This is a genomic window from Shewanella sp. SM29, assembly GCF_025654245.1.
GTDB classification, from domain to species: Bacteria; Pseudomonadota; Gammaproteobacteria; order Enterobacterales; family Shewanellaceae; genus Shewanella; species Shewanella oncorhynchi.
The window spans coordinates 56,709-73,344 of the sequence record NZ_JAKKRN010000008.1 but is presented as its reverse complement, the minus strand read 5'-3'; the positions used below and the strand labels follow the sequence as shown (position 1 = coordinate 73,344).

The window sequence follows — 16,636 nt, the reverse complement described above, 5'->3', positions numbered from 1 at the left end:
GCTGCACTGCCGTTCAAATTAGATTTGCGATAATAAACAGTCTGGTTTGGTGGGCGGCTCGGCGGGCAGAGTTAAATGGAAATCCTGCTGTCCAAGCTGTCTACCTTTGCCATCGTATCTCACTTCGGTGAAATGCATACCGCCCTCAGCATCTTCAAGCAGAATGCTGGTGGAGCGGGTGCCATAGTCGGGGTGACGAATATAAATCGCAGCTAAACGCCGTTCCCACTCGATCCCGACTCCCGTATTAGGCAGCTCATTATCTTGCGGCTGGGAATCGTCTTTCATTAGTTGTAACAGTACTTGCACTTCTATACTGCTGGACTGGCTGATTGCCGCTTCTAACGCCTGCTGTCCCTTCGCCATTTTCGGCCAAATATCATCGAGTGCACCATTGCTAATGGCATGAAATCCATCGGCAAGTTTTACTGTGTCTTTATTGATACTGTTAAAACAATATAAGTCAGTGCCTTGGCCGAAGATGAGATTGAACGGCTGATAATTGTCGCTATGTTCAACGAGCCAATTAGGGCACACGAGCGACCCTGAGTTGAGCGTCATAGTAATTAGCTCGCCACGACTACGCATGGCTTCAGGGTTCTTTTGCGGAACGCGCAGATTGGTTATGCCTGCGATTTGTCCTTGTTTATTGATGCCAAACCAAGTGCCACCGGCCTGCAGATCTTTACCCGCGAGTATGTTTTCTTCCGGCGGCCAAAAATGCGCTGGCGCAGTTGGTCTATGATGAAACTCATCGCGGTTGGCGCAGATGATTAAGGGATACTTAGGATGGGCATTAATGGCGACAAAGAGTATGCACATAGCAGGCTAAATTAATCCAAAGGTAGATTAACTTAGCCTGTCTGCTCACAAATGAACAGCGTTAGTGGTGCGAGTGCTTATCTGTTTTTGTGTGTTCATGTGCATGTTTATCGGCACTAGGTGTCACAACAGGTTTCTGCTCGTCTGTGTGCGAAGCGCTAGATTCGTGAGTATGTGTATTCTCGTGGGAATGGCTATGGGCGTGACTATGCGCATGAACTGCAGGTTTGCTGAGCATTAAGCGGCGTAAAAATTTACGTGGACCTAAGCGCAGTAAGCTGGCGGCAAACACCCCTGAGAGGATCAGTAGAGCAATTAAGTTCACGACTTCAGGCAAGGTAAATAAGGAGAACCATAGTGGCAAGCGTAATGCTGCGGCTAAGCTCAGCGCAATAATACTCAGTAATATTGCCCTTTGCGTCCATGTCATTAACTTAAGCTGAGCTATGTTGAGTACAGGTGCTGCAATCAGCGGCATCATAATCGCAATAGGACTCCAGCCACTATAAGCCAGTGCAAGAGCGAGTACGGCGGCGCCTAAGTTGCAGAAACGCATAGGTAAAAATACAAGTAATAGCACAACAACCTGTAGCAATGGATTGCTTAAGGGCATTGAAGGGTGGCCAATTAAATTCACTAATACTAGGCTAAGTAAAATCCAAGGTGCGCTGCGATCGACTAAATGAGCAAAGCCGAAACGCAGTGAATTGCTGGGTAATTTAGTGTGTGGATCGGTAATGGTGACGTTAGCATGGCTTAAATACGCACTCAGAATAAACACTACAAGCAATTGGAATAATGCTAACCAAGGACCAAGAAGTAGAGCTGTGATCACTAAGGCTTCAGGCCCAGCTAAGCGTTGGAACCAGCGACGGGCTAAACTGCTATCCTGCGGCGTCAAACCTAATTTAAAGCGCAGCGCAGCCGCACCATAGCTCAGCAGCAACACGGGTGCGAGCTTTAATAGCCAAGTTATTAATTGCTCTGTGCTGTGATCATGGTGGGCATGTTCGTGGCCGCCTGAATCCATTAATAGCAGCATCACGAGTAAACCGATGCCGAGCAAACTACCTATGCCAGCTTGGTATTCATATTTGCCTTGCGTATCACTTTCATGCTGACCATGGGGTTGATGTAGTACCACATGCAGAATTGTGCCTGTAATAAAGGCTTGTAAGTAGACAGTGTCATCGATATTTAAATAAGGAAGTAGTTGCTCACCGGCGAAATAGCCTATGCCTGTAAATAGCATCTGGGCTGCAAAGATCATAAGTGTCCAACGTGTTCCGAGATGGGGTTTAAGTATCCACCATACTGCAAAACCGACGGGTAATTGGTGGAGTATGACACCAAGAGCTAGCAGAATGGAGTTATCGTCTTGCTGCGCCAAAACCATAGCGGTGCCATCGGTGATGGTATGCAGTAATAAGCCACCAATACCCAAGAAAAGCGTAAAATTATGGGTGACTTCTGAATAACGGTGAAATAGGCGTTCGCTGGCGGTAGGCCCCCAGATGCCGAGGAGTACAAAGACGATCGCAAGCATACCACCATGCTCGAGTAATTCTGGCAAGATGTGGATCAGCACTAATCCGCCTAATGAGACGAATATAAAACCATCGAGCCCCTTTTGTAAGCCACTACTCGATGAGAAGTAGCGATAAAACAGAGGGCCAATTAAGAGTGCGATACAGCTAGCAAGAAGATAGAGCATGGATTCCACGGAAAATTTGCTGAAAAAACGCCATAGTATACCAGCTGTAAAGCAAAGTGAGCAGTGACTTGCAGGCAATTTACTCAACTGACATTTTATACTGTGTTTTGAAGGGGAGAATTTTATTCACTTTGACCATTCTGCGGAGAAATTTTCGGATCTAACTCGAGAAAAGGTACTATACCCAAGCTACCTGAAGATACGAGTTTCAGAGCGCCTAGGGTGCTTCAATTCAAGGCGCATCAATGACAGAATGTCGGCCACCTTTTGAATTGTTGCAACACGGAAGTGGAGCTCCCTAGGCGCTCCGTTCCGGCGGGTTGTAACGTACTTTATGCCGTGTTGGTTATTTTTAACTTAGCCCACTAGGTCCGCAAATAACCGCCTTGCCTAAAGTGCGTTACATTCCCGCTGAATCCTGCATCTTTAGGTTGTTTGGGTATATAATATGGGCTTATGTTGGCTTGGGTGTTGATACGTTAAATGGATATATTTTCTGCTGCGGTAATGTTGTTTCTGATCATGGACCCTTTGGGGAATTTGCCGATTTTCGCATCGATTCTGCGACATATCGATCCCAAGAAACGTCGTAAGGTACTGATCCGAGAGTTACTTTTCGCCTTAGTGATCATGCTGTCTTTTCTTTATGCGGGTGAAGCCATTTTAAGTTTCTTAAATCTTCGTTCCGAATCTGTGAGTATTGCAGGCGGTATTATTCTGTTTTTGATCGCGATTAAGATGATCTTCCCCCAACCCGGTGGTGTCGTTGGATTAGCCGCGGGAGAAGAGCCTTTTATCGTGCCTATGGCTATTCCCTTGATGGCTGGCCCATCGATTCTTGCAGCCTTGATTTTACTGGCGCATACCGATAGCTCACGTATGGGCGATTGGACCATAGCGTTAGTGTCAGCTTGGGGGGCGAGTGCGGTGATCTTAATGTTTTATAAACTTTTCACCCGTGTGCTGGGGGAAAAGGGGCTCACAGCAGTCGAGCGTTTGATGGGTATGGTGCTGGTCATGATCTCAGTGCAAATGTTCCTCGACGGTATTTCAAACTATCTGAAAACCGCTGGCTAACTTTATCTAGTTTGATCAAAACGAAACCGTATTAACGTTGTTAATGCGGTTTTTTTTATGGCTGAGATTTGGCTTGGAATTGAGTCAGCACAGAGGTTTGCTGAATATTTGCTGACAAAAGTGCAAATCTTACCTGCGAACAGGTGTATCAAGTTGTTACTGAGGTGCAGTGCTGCTAATGTCGAAAACTCTGTCTCTATCACTTGAAGACGGATAAACCCCGAGTAGGTTACTAATTAAAGGCAATTTGTCTTAATACAAAGAGACACTAGTCTCAATAAATAGAATGGCGTAAACGGCGTTAGCTGTTACAGAAGGATGTTAAAAATGCGAAGTACAAAAGGCGTAACAGCGTTTGGACTGATGTTGGCATTGATTAGCGGCGCGAGTATTGCCGCTCCGAATCATACGCCTGCAGATGCGGGTGTGATTAATAAAGATCGAATTTTATATTGGTTGATTAAGCGTGGCGAAGTGGCCGCCGATGCCAGTGATAGCGTAAAGCAGGAGGCGATAGAAGCTTATATTCATCGCGCCACTTTGGCACAACCCAAAGCGCCGCGCATCGAAGTTGAAGCTGAACATGCGCGTCTACAAAGAGCTAAGTCATCGCAAATGATGCGCTCACCTGCACAGCGTTTACAGGCCGATGCGGATGTAAAGAAAACCGTTAAAGTGCTCACAGTATTAGTGGATTTTGCTGATCTAAAACATGATGACAATGGCTTAAAAGCGGGGGATACAGACATGTATTACCCGAGTTATCCTGCGTCCCACTACAAGGAATTACTCTTTTCGCCTACGGGCTTCAAAGGTCCACAGGGGCAGACGTTAGATTCGGGGTATCAATATTATCAAGCGGTTTCTGGGCAAACCTTCTCCTTTACTGGGGATGTGAAGGGCTGGTATACCGCCTCGCAAAATGCTGAATACTATGGTGTTAATGATCCAGATACCCGTAGTGATTCACAGGTCGAACAATTGGTAAAAGAAGCCGTATCTCAAGCTGTTGCAAATATGTCTGAAGCAGAGCTGGCTAGCTATGATATTGAAGATCAGAATGATTTGAACAATAACGGTATTTACGATGAGCCCGATGGCATTATCGACCATGTGATGATTTTCCACTCTAGCGTAGGCGAAGAGGTCGGCGGCGGAAAACTAGGATCGAGTGCGATATGGTCGCATCGATATTATGTCGACCAAGCAACCAATGGTTATGCGCTTCCTGGTACGAACAAAAAAGTATTCGGTTATACAATCCAGCCTATTGATGCGGCAACGGGCGTGTGTACCCACGAGTTTGGCCATGATCTAGGTCTGCCTGATGAGTACGATACCTCTGAAAATGATAAGAAAGACGGCTCGCCTGTGGGGCTATGGTCTTTAATGTCTGGTGGTAGTTGGGCTGGTGCTATTCCTGGCGCTCAGCCGAGTGGTTTTAGCCCTTATGCTCGATCTTATCTACAGAAAAGATACAAAGGTAAGTGGTTGAATGAACGTGAAATCACCTTAGATAGCATTCCCAAATCAGGCATGGAAGTGACGTTGAATGAGGCGGTTAATCATCAGGCGGTTAATCAGATCTCTATTCCACTTCCTCCAACGCTAATTCCTTTTAAAACACCTTATCAGGGCAGTTATCAGTACTATTCTGGCCAAGGAAATATGCTGAATAACAGCATGATTTTTAATGTTAAATTACCTGCCGTAACCACAGATAAACTGATTCTGAGTATGAAGGCCAGTTGGAGTATTGAACTTGACTTTGACTACATGCAGGTGAAAGTGGATGGTGCGGCCATTGCGGGTAATTACACTAAGTCGAACAATGGGATAAATAGCGCTCGTCATATCATCACTGGTGAATCGTCTGCGCTTGCTCAGGCGGAAGGTCGTGATGCTTGGGTAACATTAGAATATGATTTATCAGCATATTCTGGAAAATCTGTTGCTGTTGAGATCAACTATGTCACCGATGATTTAACCTCTAAGTCAGGGATCGCTATTGATAACATCAGCGTTAAACAAAATACCACTGAGTTATATAGTGATAACGCTGAAGTCGCGGATAAAATGACGTTTTACGGCTATAGCCGGATTAAGGATTCTCGTCCGGATCCCAAATCTCAGTCTCGTTATATTATCCAGCTGCGTAGCCATAATGGTGTCGATGCGGGTTTGAAAGCAAAAAGCTTTGATCCCGGAGTTTTACTCTGGTTAGAAAATTTTAGCTACAGTGACAATAACGTTTCAGACCATGCTGGCCATGGCTTGATTGGCGTGATTGATGCTGACCAAAATATGATTGGCACTCGCTCTACCGACGTGCAAATTCGTGATGCGGCCTTTAGTACAGTAAATCAAACCTTCTATTTGGAGGACAATCATCGCGATGCTGTCAGCCTGTTCGATGACAGCTTAGATTACAGCGCGCCACTACAGCCACAGTCAGGTATGGTGTTGCAGCAGCTAGGGTTGACAATGCAGGTACTATCTCAAGCCAGCAACAATAGTACTGCGGTTATTCGTCTTGCGAATGCGAACTCTGATGCTATAGCGCCGTTAACTGTCAGTTTTGGTAAGACAGTTAGTCAATTAGCGGTGAACTTCACCAGTAATGTTGATGGCGGCATGGGGGCATTAACCTACGCTTGGGATTTTGGTGATGGCACGACAAGCACTGTCACGGCGCCAACCCATACCTATGCGAAGGCGGGCACTTATACTGTGAAGCTTACAGTGACAGATGCGCAAAATACTAAGGCGATTAGCAGTTCGACGGTAACGGTTGTTGCACCTGTTACGCCTCCAGTAACTCCGCCGGCCAGTGAGAGTTCAGGTGGCGGCAGCTTAGGTTGGTTAAGCCTTGCCTTCCTTAGCTTATTGACTTGGCGCCGCCAGTTAAATGTGCACTAAGTTGATTGTTTGAAATCCGAACAAAAATGCCTCAGATCTAGAGGCATTTTTTATCTGTCTTGAGGCTAAATTCTGACTAAGCTTTGGGTGAAATCTAAAGTTTACAACTGACTGATAGCTTGCTCGGCCGCTGGCAGAAAGATTTCGCTGACGATCATTTCATGCTCACCGTGATGGAAATAGCGGCGGCGTCCCCAGAGTGCATGTTCGACATTTTGATCTAAACTTTCAGCTAAGTGGGCAAGGCGACTACAGGTTTCGAAACTGGCAACTTCGATTCTACCGGGGATGAAGTTATCTTGGCTAAACAGTAATTCACCTAAGGGGCGAGTACCCAAACTAAGGAAATCCATTTTGCGCTCGGCCATTAATTTTTCAGGGATCAAGGTTCTGGCAAATACCCAAGGTATCGAGTCGAGGCAAAGCAAGACTTCACGGATCCATACAGCACCTTGCTGGGGATATTCGCCCTCTAAGGGAGCATGCAGTCCTTCGCCTAGTATCTTTACTTCAAATTGAGCACAGCAAGTTTTGAGTTTTTGCGTTAGGCTGCCAGTGGCAAGCAACCATTCTTTCAAGGGCGATTTAGGGAGTTTGTCGGCTAGATCGGCTGAAAACCACTGAATAGATTCACCATAGGGAAAGCTTAAGCTAGTCACATTCATTAAATACTCGTTACAATATAAACAAACGTCGGCAGTCTAGCATGTCGCGACGCGAGCAGATAGATTGGGAAGTTTCTTCCATTACCATTATTGTTTTAGGGAGCCGTAAGTCGCTATGAAAAAATTACTCTCAGTCTGTCTTATCCTGTTTACAAGTGTTTTCAGTGTTTATGCGGCCGATGAAAAAGAAGCTGCACCTGCAGCAGCAACCCCACCTACGGGTGAGTATGCCTACTATGGTTTCGAACCCGAAATTGTCACTAACTACATTTCTAATCGCAAGAAATTGGGTTTTGTGAAGATTAGCGTTGAGTTAATGGTAAAGAGTCCAGATGATCTAGTGACAATTGAGCTCCATAATCCATTATTGCGAGCCGCAATTGTTGAAGTGTTAGGCAATCAATCGGAAGAGAAGATTAAGTCGCTCACGGGTCGTGAAGAGATTCGTCGTGAGTGCTTTGAAATGGTCAACAACTTGATCACCAAAGAAGCTGGCAAACCCTTGATCGTAAACTTATTGTTTACCTCTTATCTGTACGATTAATTTACTGCCCCATTCCATGGGCTGACTCAGGTCGGCCCATTGCGTTACAAGAGCTATTATGTCAAAACCTGCCGTGAAACCCGTCCAATTAGTGACTGCGAAACGCCTAACGAGTACAGCCAACATTGGTCATGCAAAAACTAAAGCACCAAAGCAGGCTAGAACGGAGGTGAAAGGCAAAGCCAAGTCGGTCAAAAACAGGCCTAGTGCTGAGATCAAAAAAGCTTTGCATCCTCGAAATGTACACTTGAACGGCTATGATTTTCCGGCGCTGATGAGTTCATTCCCTAAGCTAAAAGCCTTTGTTCGACCCACGCCTTATGGGGCTTTATCGGTCGATTTTGCCGATCCGTTAGCGGTTAAAATCCTTAATGCGGCGCTACTGAAACATCATTATGGGATTGAATCTTGGGATATTCCTGATGGAGCGTTATGTCCTCCTATTCCCGGTCGAGTCGATTATTTACATTATTTAGCAGACCTTCTAGCCGAAGGCGATGATGTATTTGCTTTGGATAAGACTAGGGTATTAGATATCGGTACTGGCGCGAACGGTATTTATCCCATATTGGGTTGCCAAGTATACGGTTGGCAATTTGTCGCCTCGGATATTAATGCCGGTTCACTCAGTAATGTGCAGAGTATTATTGAGCAAAACCCAGTGCTGCAAGGGCAGATAAGTTTACGATTACAGCCAAATGATAAGGCGGTCTTCAAGGGAATCATTCAAGCCGGAGAACGTTTTGCGTTAACCCTGTGCAATCCGCCATTTCATGCCTCTATGGCTGAGGCGAGCGAAGGTACAAAGCGTAAGGTGAATAATCTGCAGCTCAATCGGGGTGGCTTGGTAAAGGCTGCGCCTAAGCTGAATTTCGGTGGTCAAGGAGCTGAACTTTGGTGCCAAGGCGGTGAACGACAGTTTTTAGCGACTATGATCCGTGAGAGCCAAATATTTGCAGATCAATGCTTATGGTTTAGCAGTCTAGTGTCGAAGAAGGAAAACCTGAAACCTTGTTATCAAGCCTTAGCGCAGTTGAAAGTCGATACTGTGAAAACGATTGAGATGCAGCAGGGTAATAAAATTACGCGGGTTTTAGCGTGGAGCTTCCAGTCAGCAGCTAAGCGCAAAATCTGGCGCGGTGAACACTTAGCCCGTTAAGACTTTTGAGTATGACCCAATTAAGTACTGCTAACAAAACAGGCGCTAACGGCGCCTGTTTTTATTAAAAGTAAAAATAGCCACTGTTACTGCGGCTTTTCTTCCTTATGATCGCGACGGAATAACGCCCACTCTTCAATTGCTTCACCGCTGGGTAAGGTGCAGATCCCATGTTCACCTTCGGCGGTTTTCTCAATTGTTAATTTGCCACCAATGGAGACACAATACTCAGAGGCGGGATTGGCTATTTTTACTTGTTCAGTATCACTGCATCCGACTAATACCAGACTCGCCAGAAGTGGAGCAGTAACAAGCAGGAATTGGATTTTCATAGACACTCCTTGGTGAGTTATTTTCGCCCTAAAATCCGCAGGATCCGTAGGAACAAGTTGATGATATCCATATACAAAGCGGCGGCGCTATCGATGGCATTATCTATGGTTTTAGGGATTTGATTCGCCCGTCCCCAGTCATAACCAATATAACCGCAGAAAATCAGCACGACGATCCAATCTAAAATGCCGTGGTGAGTATTAAAGATAAACACTTCAATCAGTTCTACGACGATAACGAGCAATAAAGCAATCGTGAGGGCGCCGGAAATTTTTTGGAAAAAGGCGGGGAAGAGTGTGCCTAAACACATCATGGCTATGGTCACTAGCCCTGTGATACGAATGGCTTCGGTCACCAATTCGGGATCGTATTGACTGACCACCATATTGATAATTAAGCCGAAGGGCACGACTACAAAGTTGTAGCCAATAAAACTGACAACGGGATTAGTCGATTTTTGGAACAGATAAATCCCAAAGAAACAGGAGGCAAAATAGCCGATAAAGAAAATCCAAGGATTAACACTGGCAATCGCCTCTGGGTCGATATTGGTGACCATCCAATAGTTAACGGCAAAACCCCAAATCAGCGTGAGGCCGATAACGAGGTTGTAAATACCTGCGCCAACTATGGGGTCGTCTGTGGTCATGCGGTCAAATACACTGTTTTCCGAATCCATATGTTTTCCTTGTGATTTCCTTATTTTAACGGGCCATTAAGCGTCATCAGTGTTGAGCTATATGACGGCAAATTAAGCGGTGGCAATTAAGCTAGTGTAAATAAAGCCGTTTTTCAAGCGAGAACAACCTAAGCCTCTTCAGTGCCACAAACATTGCAGCGGGCTTGTTTCGGTAACTTCATCTCGCGAAACTCCATCGTCATTGCATCGATCATCAAAATGCGTCCTGCTAAGGTTTTACCCATGCCAGTAATCACTTTGATGGCTTCAACCGCCTGCAAACAACCTATCATACCGACCACGGGGGCTAGGATGCCCGATTCAACGCAGCTCAGTTGTTGCTCGCCAAATAGGGCGCTAAAGCAATGATAACAAGGCGTTTCGTTGTGATAATCGAACACAGTGACCATGCCTTCCATCCGAATTGCCGCGGCAGACACTAAGGGCACTTTATACTTAAAACAGCTGAGATTAAGTTGCTCGCGCACACTGACATTATCGGTACAGTCGAGCACTAGTCCGTGATCGGCGACTAGGGCGTCAATCTCATGATCATCTAATACTGCATTGATAATGTTGATCTTAATAAAGGGATTGAGCTGCATGAGGCTCTGTTTAGCTGATTCGACTTTAGGCTGGCCGACATTGGCATCTTGATGCAGCACTTGGCGCTGCAGGTTGGATAATTCAACTGTATCAAAATCGACCAGTGTCAGCTCACCAATACCCGCAACTGTCAGGTACTGGCTGGCGGCACAGCCTAAACCGCCAGCACCTATCATCAGCACTTTGGCCTGTTTTAAGCGTTCTTGACCGTCGATATCCATAGCCTTGATGGATATTTGGCGGCTGTATCTTAAGAGTTCGCTGTCGCTGAGAATATCTTTTGGCACATTCATTGGGATTTTCCTAGCAAAGCACGCTGTTAAATGGCTCGACAGTCACTTGGGTGCCAGCGGGAGTATCACCTTGGAATTGCTCCAATAAAACGAAACAGTTTGCTAAGCTCATCGAAGTCAACATGCCGGAACCTTGGCTACCTGTAATGGCAACTTCAAGTTTACCTTGTGCATTACGGCTTAAGACGCCCCGTTGATATTCGACGCGGCCCGGTTGTTTACGCACAGGCGTGGTGAGCGCAGCGTCTAACATCAAAGGTGCAACTGGGGTTAAGCCCTGCATCTTGTTCAGTATTGGCCAAACGAGTTTGTAAAACGTCACCATAGAAGACACGGGATTCCCCGGTAAACCACAGAATATCGCTTTGCCGATACGGCCCATGGCGAAGGGCTTGCCTGGTTTGATGGCGAGTTTCCAGAAGGTAATTTTGCCTTCCTCATCAAGAATTTGTTTAGTGAAATCCGCTTCACCGACCGACACGCCACCCGAGGTTAATACCATGTCGGCTTGGCTGGCAGCATGGTGAAATGCCTGACGTATGGCTTCAGGATCATCGGCTATTACGCCTAAATCGAGCCATTCCACGTTAGCGCGGCTGAGTAAGCCTTGGATCGAGTAACGGTTTGAATCGTAAATTTGTCCTAGGGCTAATTCGCTGCCAACGGGACGCAGTTCATCGCCTGTGGAGAAAAAGGCCACTTTAAGCTGACGATAAACTCGCACTTGGCTAACACCAATCGTGGCCAACACCCCGAGTTCGGCAGCACCAATTTGAATGCCTGCACTGAGTACTTTAGTGCCTTGGGTGAGTTCTTCACCGCGGCAACGCACATTGGCGCCTTGCGCCCTAGGATGGCGGATATGAATAATCTCACCTTCAACCTCGGCTTCTTCCTGCATTTGCACTGTGTCATAACCTGTAGGCACAGGCGCGCCTGTCATGATCCGCACGCAGGTATTAGGTTTGGCTTCACCTTTAAAACCATGGCCGGCGAAGGAACTGCCGATAAGGCGCAATGCGGTCTGATTGGTTTGCGTATTTAAGTCGACAAAACGAAAGGCGTAGCCGTCCATAGAGGAGTTGTTAAAGGGCGGCAGGTCGATGCAGGAAGCTAAATCTTCTGCTAGGACGCGGCCAAGGGCATGGGGAAGCAATACGACTTCGGTGTCTGACACTGGGCTAACTTGCTCGAGCAAAAGGGGAATAGCTTGATCTGGATGCATTAAGCTAGGTTGCGAACAAGGATCGGCTGTTACGGACATTAGGGTCTGCCTTATATGCAATGGGTCGTAATGACGCTGAATGAATTTCCACCTGATTATGACTGGCTATTATGCCACGGTGATCTGGGATGGCTATGATTTGCATGTGAGTTTCTGTGATAGGCCAGTCAGTTTTTTCTGCCACTTTGGGCGATAACCTCGCTAGAAGTCACACAATTTACTGCGCTAATTCGAGGGTTGAACGCGAGTCGATGAACAAATGAAAATCATTTTTATCAATGAATCATTAACTTAGCAAGAAATCCAAAGGTAAATTTTGTTGCTTTTGTCGACCCCCTTGATGACAATGTCCCCCATGATTCAGTTCGAATGCAAAAGAGGATTTACTATGCTGTCTGCAACTATGATCGAAAAGTTGAATGAACAAATTAATATGGAGTTCTTCTCCTCAAATTTATACCTGCAAATGAGTGCGTGGTGTGAAGATCAGGGATTTGAAGGCGCAGCTAAGTTTATGCGTGAGCACGCGGATGAAGAAATGGGCCATATGCGTCGTCTGTTCACGTATGTGAGTGAAACCGGTGGCTTACCTTTGTTAGGTGCGATTGCGGCGCCACAGTCACAGTTTGATTCTTTACTGGCGTTGTTTGAATTAACCTATGAGCATGAGCAGCTGATTACCCGTCAGATCAATGCCTTGGCCCATGCCGCATTTTCGAATCAAGATTACTCAACCTTTAACTTCTTACAATGGTATGTCGCTGAGCAGCATGAAGAAGAAAAGCTGTTTAAGTCGATTGTCGATAAGATACGTTTAGTGGGCGAAGATGGTAAGGCACTGTTCTTTATTGATAAAGATTTAGCTAAGCTAGCCTCTAAGGGTGGCGAAAGCATAATGAACGGTCAAGGCCAACCACAGGCTTAAGTTCGTTTTATTTGCCACAAAAAAGCAGCCTAGGCTGCTTTTTTGCTCTTTATTGTTTTATTTTTTATAAGCTTAGATATTCACGCATTTATCTTGATAGCCATCATTCAACAGCGCTGTGTGCTTGATGCGTAGCAAGGGAGTGATCTCGTTAAAGGGGAGCGGTTTGGAGATCAAATACCCTTGAGCGAAGTGACAACCTAAATCTCGTAGGAAGTGCCACTGTGCTTCGGTTTCTATGCCTTCAGCAACTAACTCCATTTCTAGGCTTTGCCCCATCATGACAATCGCTTTGACTAAGTTGGCGTTCGAGTTATTTTCGAGGGCATTTTCCACAAAGCTGCGGTCGATTTTAATCACTGAAATCGGGAATTTTTTCAGATAACTCAGGGAAGAATAACCCGTACCAAAGTCATCGATATAGATTTGCGAGCCTAAATGACGAATAGACTCGAGCGTGCTCAAGCAATGGCTGGCATCGCCCATCAGCATGCTTTCAGTGATCTCAATATGCACATTTCGTGGGTTGACGTGGTGGCGGTTGAAGCACTCCTGCAACACTTGGTCGAATCCCATACCGCGTGTATTGATACATTGGCGGCTGGAAACATTAATCGCGACATTGATATTTAAGCCACTTTTCTGCCATTGCCTCAGATCATGCATGGCTTGGTTGAGCACCCATTCGCCCATAGGCTCTATCAGCCCGGTTTCTTCGGCTAATGGGATAAATTGATCCGGCGGGATCAACCCAAGCTCGGGATCTTGCCAGCGGATAAGGGCCTCGACGCTGCAGACACTTCCGGTTTGCATATCCACGATAGGTTGATAATGCAGGGCAAATTCATTTTGTGCCACGGCACGGCGTAGGCGTTGTTCTAACTCCATCCGGGCGAACATGGCTTGATTCATACCCGCGGTGAAGTATTTAAAATTGTTCCGCCCTGCGTCTTTGGCTTGATACATGGCGGTTTCGGTATTGCGGGTGAGTGAGCCTGTATCTAACCCATCTTCGGGATAGACGCCAATACCAAAGCTGGCCGAAATCTGGATCTCGCGGTCATTTAAGTTAAATGGCATACCTAAGGTTTCAATGATTCGGGTTGCCATGTGTTCGATGGCGAGTTCGTTAGTCAGCCGTGGCAAGATAAGCACAAACTCGTCGCCACCGATACGTGCGATAAAATCGGTTTTCCCCGCAATGCCTTCTAAGCGCTTTGCGACATCTTTAAGTAATAAGTCGCCAGTGGCATGGCCTTGTACATCGTTGATATATTTGAATTGATCCAAATCAATCAGCAAGATAGCCAGCTTGCGAGAGTCATGCTGCGCCACATGGATTTCGTGCTGTAGTCGTTCATTGAACAGCTTACGATTAGGCAGCCCAGTTAACCCATCGAAGTTGGCCTGATACCAAAGATCCTGCTCATATTGCTTACGCTTACTGATATCCATAAATAAACCAATATGTTGGATTATTTTACCTTGCTCATTTCGCACCACAGTAATCGCTAGATACTCGGGATACACTTGGCCATCTTTGCGTTTATTCCAAACTTCACCCTCCCATTTCCCTTCTTTTTGTAGTGACTCCCACATGGCGGTGTAAAAGTGCTTAGGATGACGGCTAGAGCTGAGTAGGGAGGGACTGCGGCCTTTCACTTCTTCCAATGAATAGCCCGTAATGTGGCAAAAAGCGGGGTTGACCAGTTCAATATGGTTGTCGGCATCTGTCACCACTATGCCTTCGGCAGAATAGTCAAACACAGCTGCGGCACGGCTTAGGGCATGGTTTGCTTTTTGCCGTTCGCTAATCATACGGTTCATGGCACGGGCCATGCGAGCGAGTTCATCTGTGCCTGAGACTTGGATATTAATATTGAGCTGTGGATCTGCTGCCATTTGCTGCATGTCATTGGCAATCTTAGTGATCTTATCCATAAAATTGCGGATGATCTTTTGTCCAAGCCAAAGTGTGATGGTCGCGGTGAACAAAGCCGAGAACAAGTATAAGCCGAGTAAGATTAAGGTGTGGTTTTGTTGATATTCGCTCTGCTGCGCCATGTTCTTGGTGATATTTTGCGCTAGCAAATGTAGTTGATTGATACGCTGAGTGGTGAGATCCCACCACTCCTGGCTATCAATTGGATGTGGCGGCATTAATAGTTGGCTCATCGCTTGGCTTAATTTGTCCTCGCTGGCAGGGACTTGCGCGATGGCTTTGATCTCCGTCATCGGCAAACCTTGCTGCTGCAGTTGCTGCAACTTGACCATGCTGAATTGGTATTGATTTATGCTGTCCTCAATGGTTTTCAGCGCTGCCTTAAATTCGGGTAGAGAACGAGTCTCGTGACTGAGTTCATCCAAATTAAGCTGAATCGTCGCAAGTGCTGCATTAAATTTTTGCAGTGAAATCTCATCGCCCTTAAGCAAATAGTCCTGAAAACTGCCCATTAAGCCACCGTAACCTAAGTAGGCATTAATATTTTGTGCCAGAGCGCTAATGCGAGTTTGTTGTTCAATTTGCTTGCTGATTTGCAGAATGCGTTGATTTTCTGGCGAATCTTGTAGGTTTTGCAGTAAGGACCTTCTATTGGAAATTGATGCATTACTCGCGTGCATCACGGCTCGCTCATATTCATACATAAAGGAGATTATGGTGCGGTAATCATTAATATTGAGTGACTTGCTGAGCAGTAATTGATTGATGGCACTTCGTTCTTTTACGGCCAACTCCTGCACCATAAGCAGGTTCAATAGATCGGTATAGGCACGGGACTGACTGATTTCATTGGTTTGTAACTGTAATAACTGGATGAGCTGTAAAAGCTGAGTGTGGAATTGATTATAGAGTTCCGTAAACTGACTCAGTGTTTCGTCTGTGTGGTTTTGGTGAACGTTAGCGAGTTTGTTGCCTGTGAGTTTGAGCGCATCCAACAATGCGTTCATTTTGTTTGCTTCAATACTTTTAGGGTCGAGCGCCTCCAGAAGATGCTCTAAAGGCTCACTGTTCAGTAATGCATCGAGTGCTTTTGACCTAGTCGCTTGTTGCTGTAATAGCACTTCATCGGTTGGTCGCTGATTTGTACTTAGACCATATTCGTTTTGCAACTGATAGAGTAGCTCAGTGATTTGTACCGTCGTTTGTACCGCAAGATGATTGTGCTTGGCCGAGTGTGATTCCTTTATCAAGTCATGCATGCGCGTCAGAATGAAAAAGCTCATCATTAATAATGGGACTAACGAAAACAGAATGAGCTTTTGCTTCAAACTGAGATGGTGTAGCGCTGACGGCATTAAAGATCACTCCACTCGTTCACCTAGGCAGAAAAAGAAAATTCAACGTAATAACGTTGAATCCGAGTTACAAATAGGACTAGGCACAGGGTGAGGATATTTAACATAGGCGGCCAGCCACCGCGACCTTTAGTTTATGGATATCTAATCTAGGTCACGAAATTAAGCAAATTGTTATATATCATGCTAAGAGACTATTTTTATTAACCTATTTTGCACCTATCAAACAAGCATTTGTCTTGTCTGTGATGTGAAGCAGTATTTCATCATTCGAAAGAATGACTTGTTTAACTTTACCTTTTATCGGTTTTTTTAGTGCATTAGGTGGAACGCGATTGTTAACGGTAAATCTACTTAAATAAAAAGGACGCTTGCCGC

At 45.7% G+C, this 16,636-nt stretch carries 13 protein-coding genes; 5 read left to right on the top strand and 8 right to left on the bottom strand.

Annotation, left to right across the window (positions count from 1 at the left end):
• Positions 1–18: 18 nt before the first annotated feature.
• Together L5L77_RS07555 and L5L77_RS07550 are read right to left on the bottom strand one after the other, a co-directional pair.
• A complete protein-coding gene (locus L5L77_RS07555; protein WP_263185037.1) occupies positions 19–822 on the bottom strand; it encodes an NRDE family protein in 804 nt (267 codons plus the stop codon).
• A gap of 61 nt (positions 823–883) precedes the next feature.
• Entirely contained in the window at positions 884–2,536 is a 1,653-nt protein-coding gene (locus tag L5L77_RS07550; RefSeq protein WP_173497909.1) for a metal transporter, read from the bottom strand.
• Between the two features lie 483 nt (positions 2,537–3,019).
• On the opposite strand from L5L77_RS07550, the gene L5L77_RS07545 reads away from it, so the two are divergent.
• Positions 3,020–3,613 (top strand): YhgN family NAAT transporter, encoded by a 594-nt coding sequence (locus L5L77_RS07545; protein ID WP_011848195.1) that lies wholly within the window; start codon positions 3,020–3,022, stop codon positions 3,611–3,613.
• 327 nt (positions 3,614–3,940) lie between these two features.
• On the top strand, positions 3,941–6,532 hold the full coding sequence (locus L5L77_RS07540; protein WP_263185036.1) for an immune inhibitor A domain-containing protein: 2,592 nt from the start codon (positions 3,941–3,943) through the stop codon (positions 6,530–6,532).
• Positions 6,533–6,633: 101 nt separating this feature from the next.
• On the opposite strand, the gene L5L77_RS07535 is transcribed toward L5L77_RS07540, so the two are convergent.
• The gene (locus L5L77_RS07535) at positions 6,634–7,197 is read right to left on the bottom strand and encodes a chorismate--pyruvate lyase family protein (RefSeq protein WP_263185035.1); all 564 of its coding nucleotides are present in this window, start codon (positions 7,195–7,197) and stop codon (positions 6,634–6,636) included.
• 115 nt (positions 7,198–7,312) lie between these two features.
• Here L5L77_RS07535 and L5L77_RS07530 point away from each other — a divergent pair, with 115 nt between their 5' ends.
• Positions 7,313–7,741, top strand: coding sequence for a flagellar basal body-associated protein FliL (locus tag L5L77_RS07530; RefSeq protein ID WP_105250969.1), 429 nt, complete (start codon positions 7,313–7,315; stop codon positions 7,739–7,741).
• A 58-nt stretch (positions 7,742–7,799) separates the two neighbouring features.
• Positions 7,800–8,900 carry a 23S rRNA (adenine(1618)-N(6))-methyltransferase RlmF gene (gene rlmF, locus L5L77_RS07525; protein ID WP_263185034.1) on the top strand — a complete coding sequence of 367 codons (1,101 nt, stop codon included), beginning with the start codon at positions 7,800–7,802 and terminating at the stop codon, positions 8,898–8,900.
• A gap of 86 nt (positions 8,901–8,986) precedes the next feature.
• On the opposite strand, the gene L5L77_RS07520 is transcribed toward rlmF, so the two are convergent.
• The 4 genes from L5L77_RS07520 to glp all read right to left on the bottom strand — a co-directional run bounded on the left by L5L77_RS07520 (position 8,987) and on the right by glp (position 12,075).
• On the bottom strand, positions 8,987–9,232 hold the full coding sequence (locus L5L77_RS07520; protein WP_105250971.1) for a DUF333 domain-containing protein: 246 nt from the start codon (positions 9,230–9,232) through the stop codon (positions 8,987–8,989).
• A gap of 17 nt (positions 9,233–9,249) precedes the next feature.
• The gene (locus L5L77_RS07515; RefSeq protein ID WP_168826929.1) at positions 9,250–9,912 is read right to left on the bottom strand and encodes a Bax inhibitor-1 family protein; all 663 of its coding nucleotides are present in this window, start codon (positions 9,910–9,912) and stop codon (positions 9,250–9,252) included.
• A gap of 128 nt (positions 9,913–10,040) precedes the next feature.
• Positions 10,041–10,811 carry a molybdopterin-synthase adenylyltransferase MoeB gene (gene moeB, locus L5L77_RS07510; protein WP_263222498.1) on the bottom strand — a complete coding sequence of 257 codons (771 nt, stop codon included), beginning with the start codon at positions 10,809–10,811 and terminating at the stop codon, positions 10,041–10,043.
• A gap of 10 nt (positions 10,812–10,821) precedes the next feature.
• Positions 10,822–12,075: a gephyrin-like molybdotransferase Glp gene (gene glp / locus L5L77_RS07505; protein WP_263222496.1), complete on the bottom strand. Its 1,254-nt coding sequence runs from the start codon at positions 12,073–12,075 to the stop codon at positions 10,822–10,824.
• Between the two features lie 349 nt (positions 12,076–12,424).
• On the opposite strand from glp, the gene ftnA reads away from it, so the two are divergent.
• Positions 12,425–12,961 (top strand): non-heme ferritin, encoded by a 537-nt coding sequence (gene ftnA / locus L5L77_RS07500; RefSeq protein ID WP_105250975.1) that lies wholly within the window; start codon positions 12,425–12,427, stop codon positions 12,959–12,961.
• Between the two features lie 72 nt (positions 12,962–13,033).
• Here the strand turns inward: ftnA and L5L77_RS07495 are convergent, their stop codons facing one another.
• On the bottom strand, positions 13,034–16,258 hold the full coding sequence (locus L5L77_RS07495) for an EAL domain-containing protein (RefSeq protein ID WP_263222495.1): 3,225 nt from the start codon (positions 16,256–16,258) through the stop codon (positions 13,034–13,036).
• Positions 16,259–16,636 lie beyond the last annotated feature (378 nt).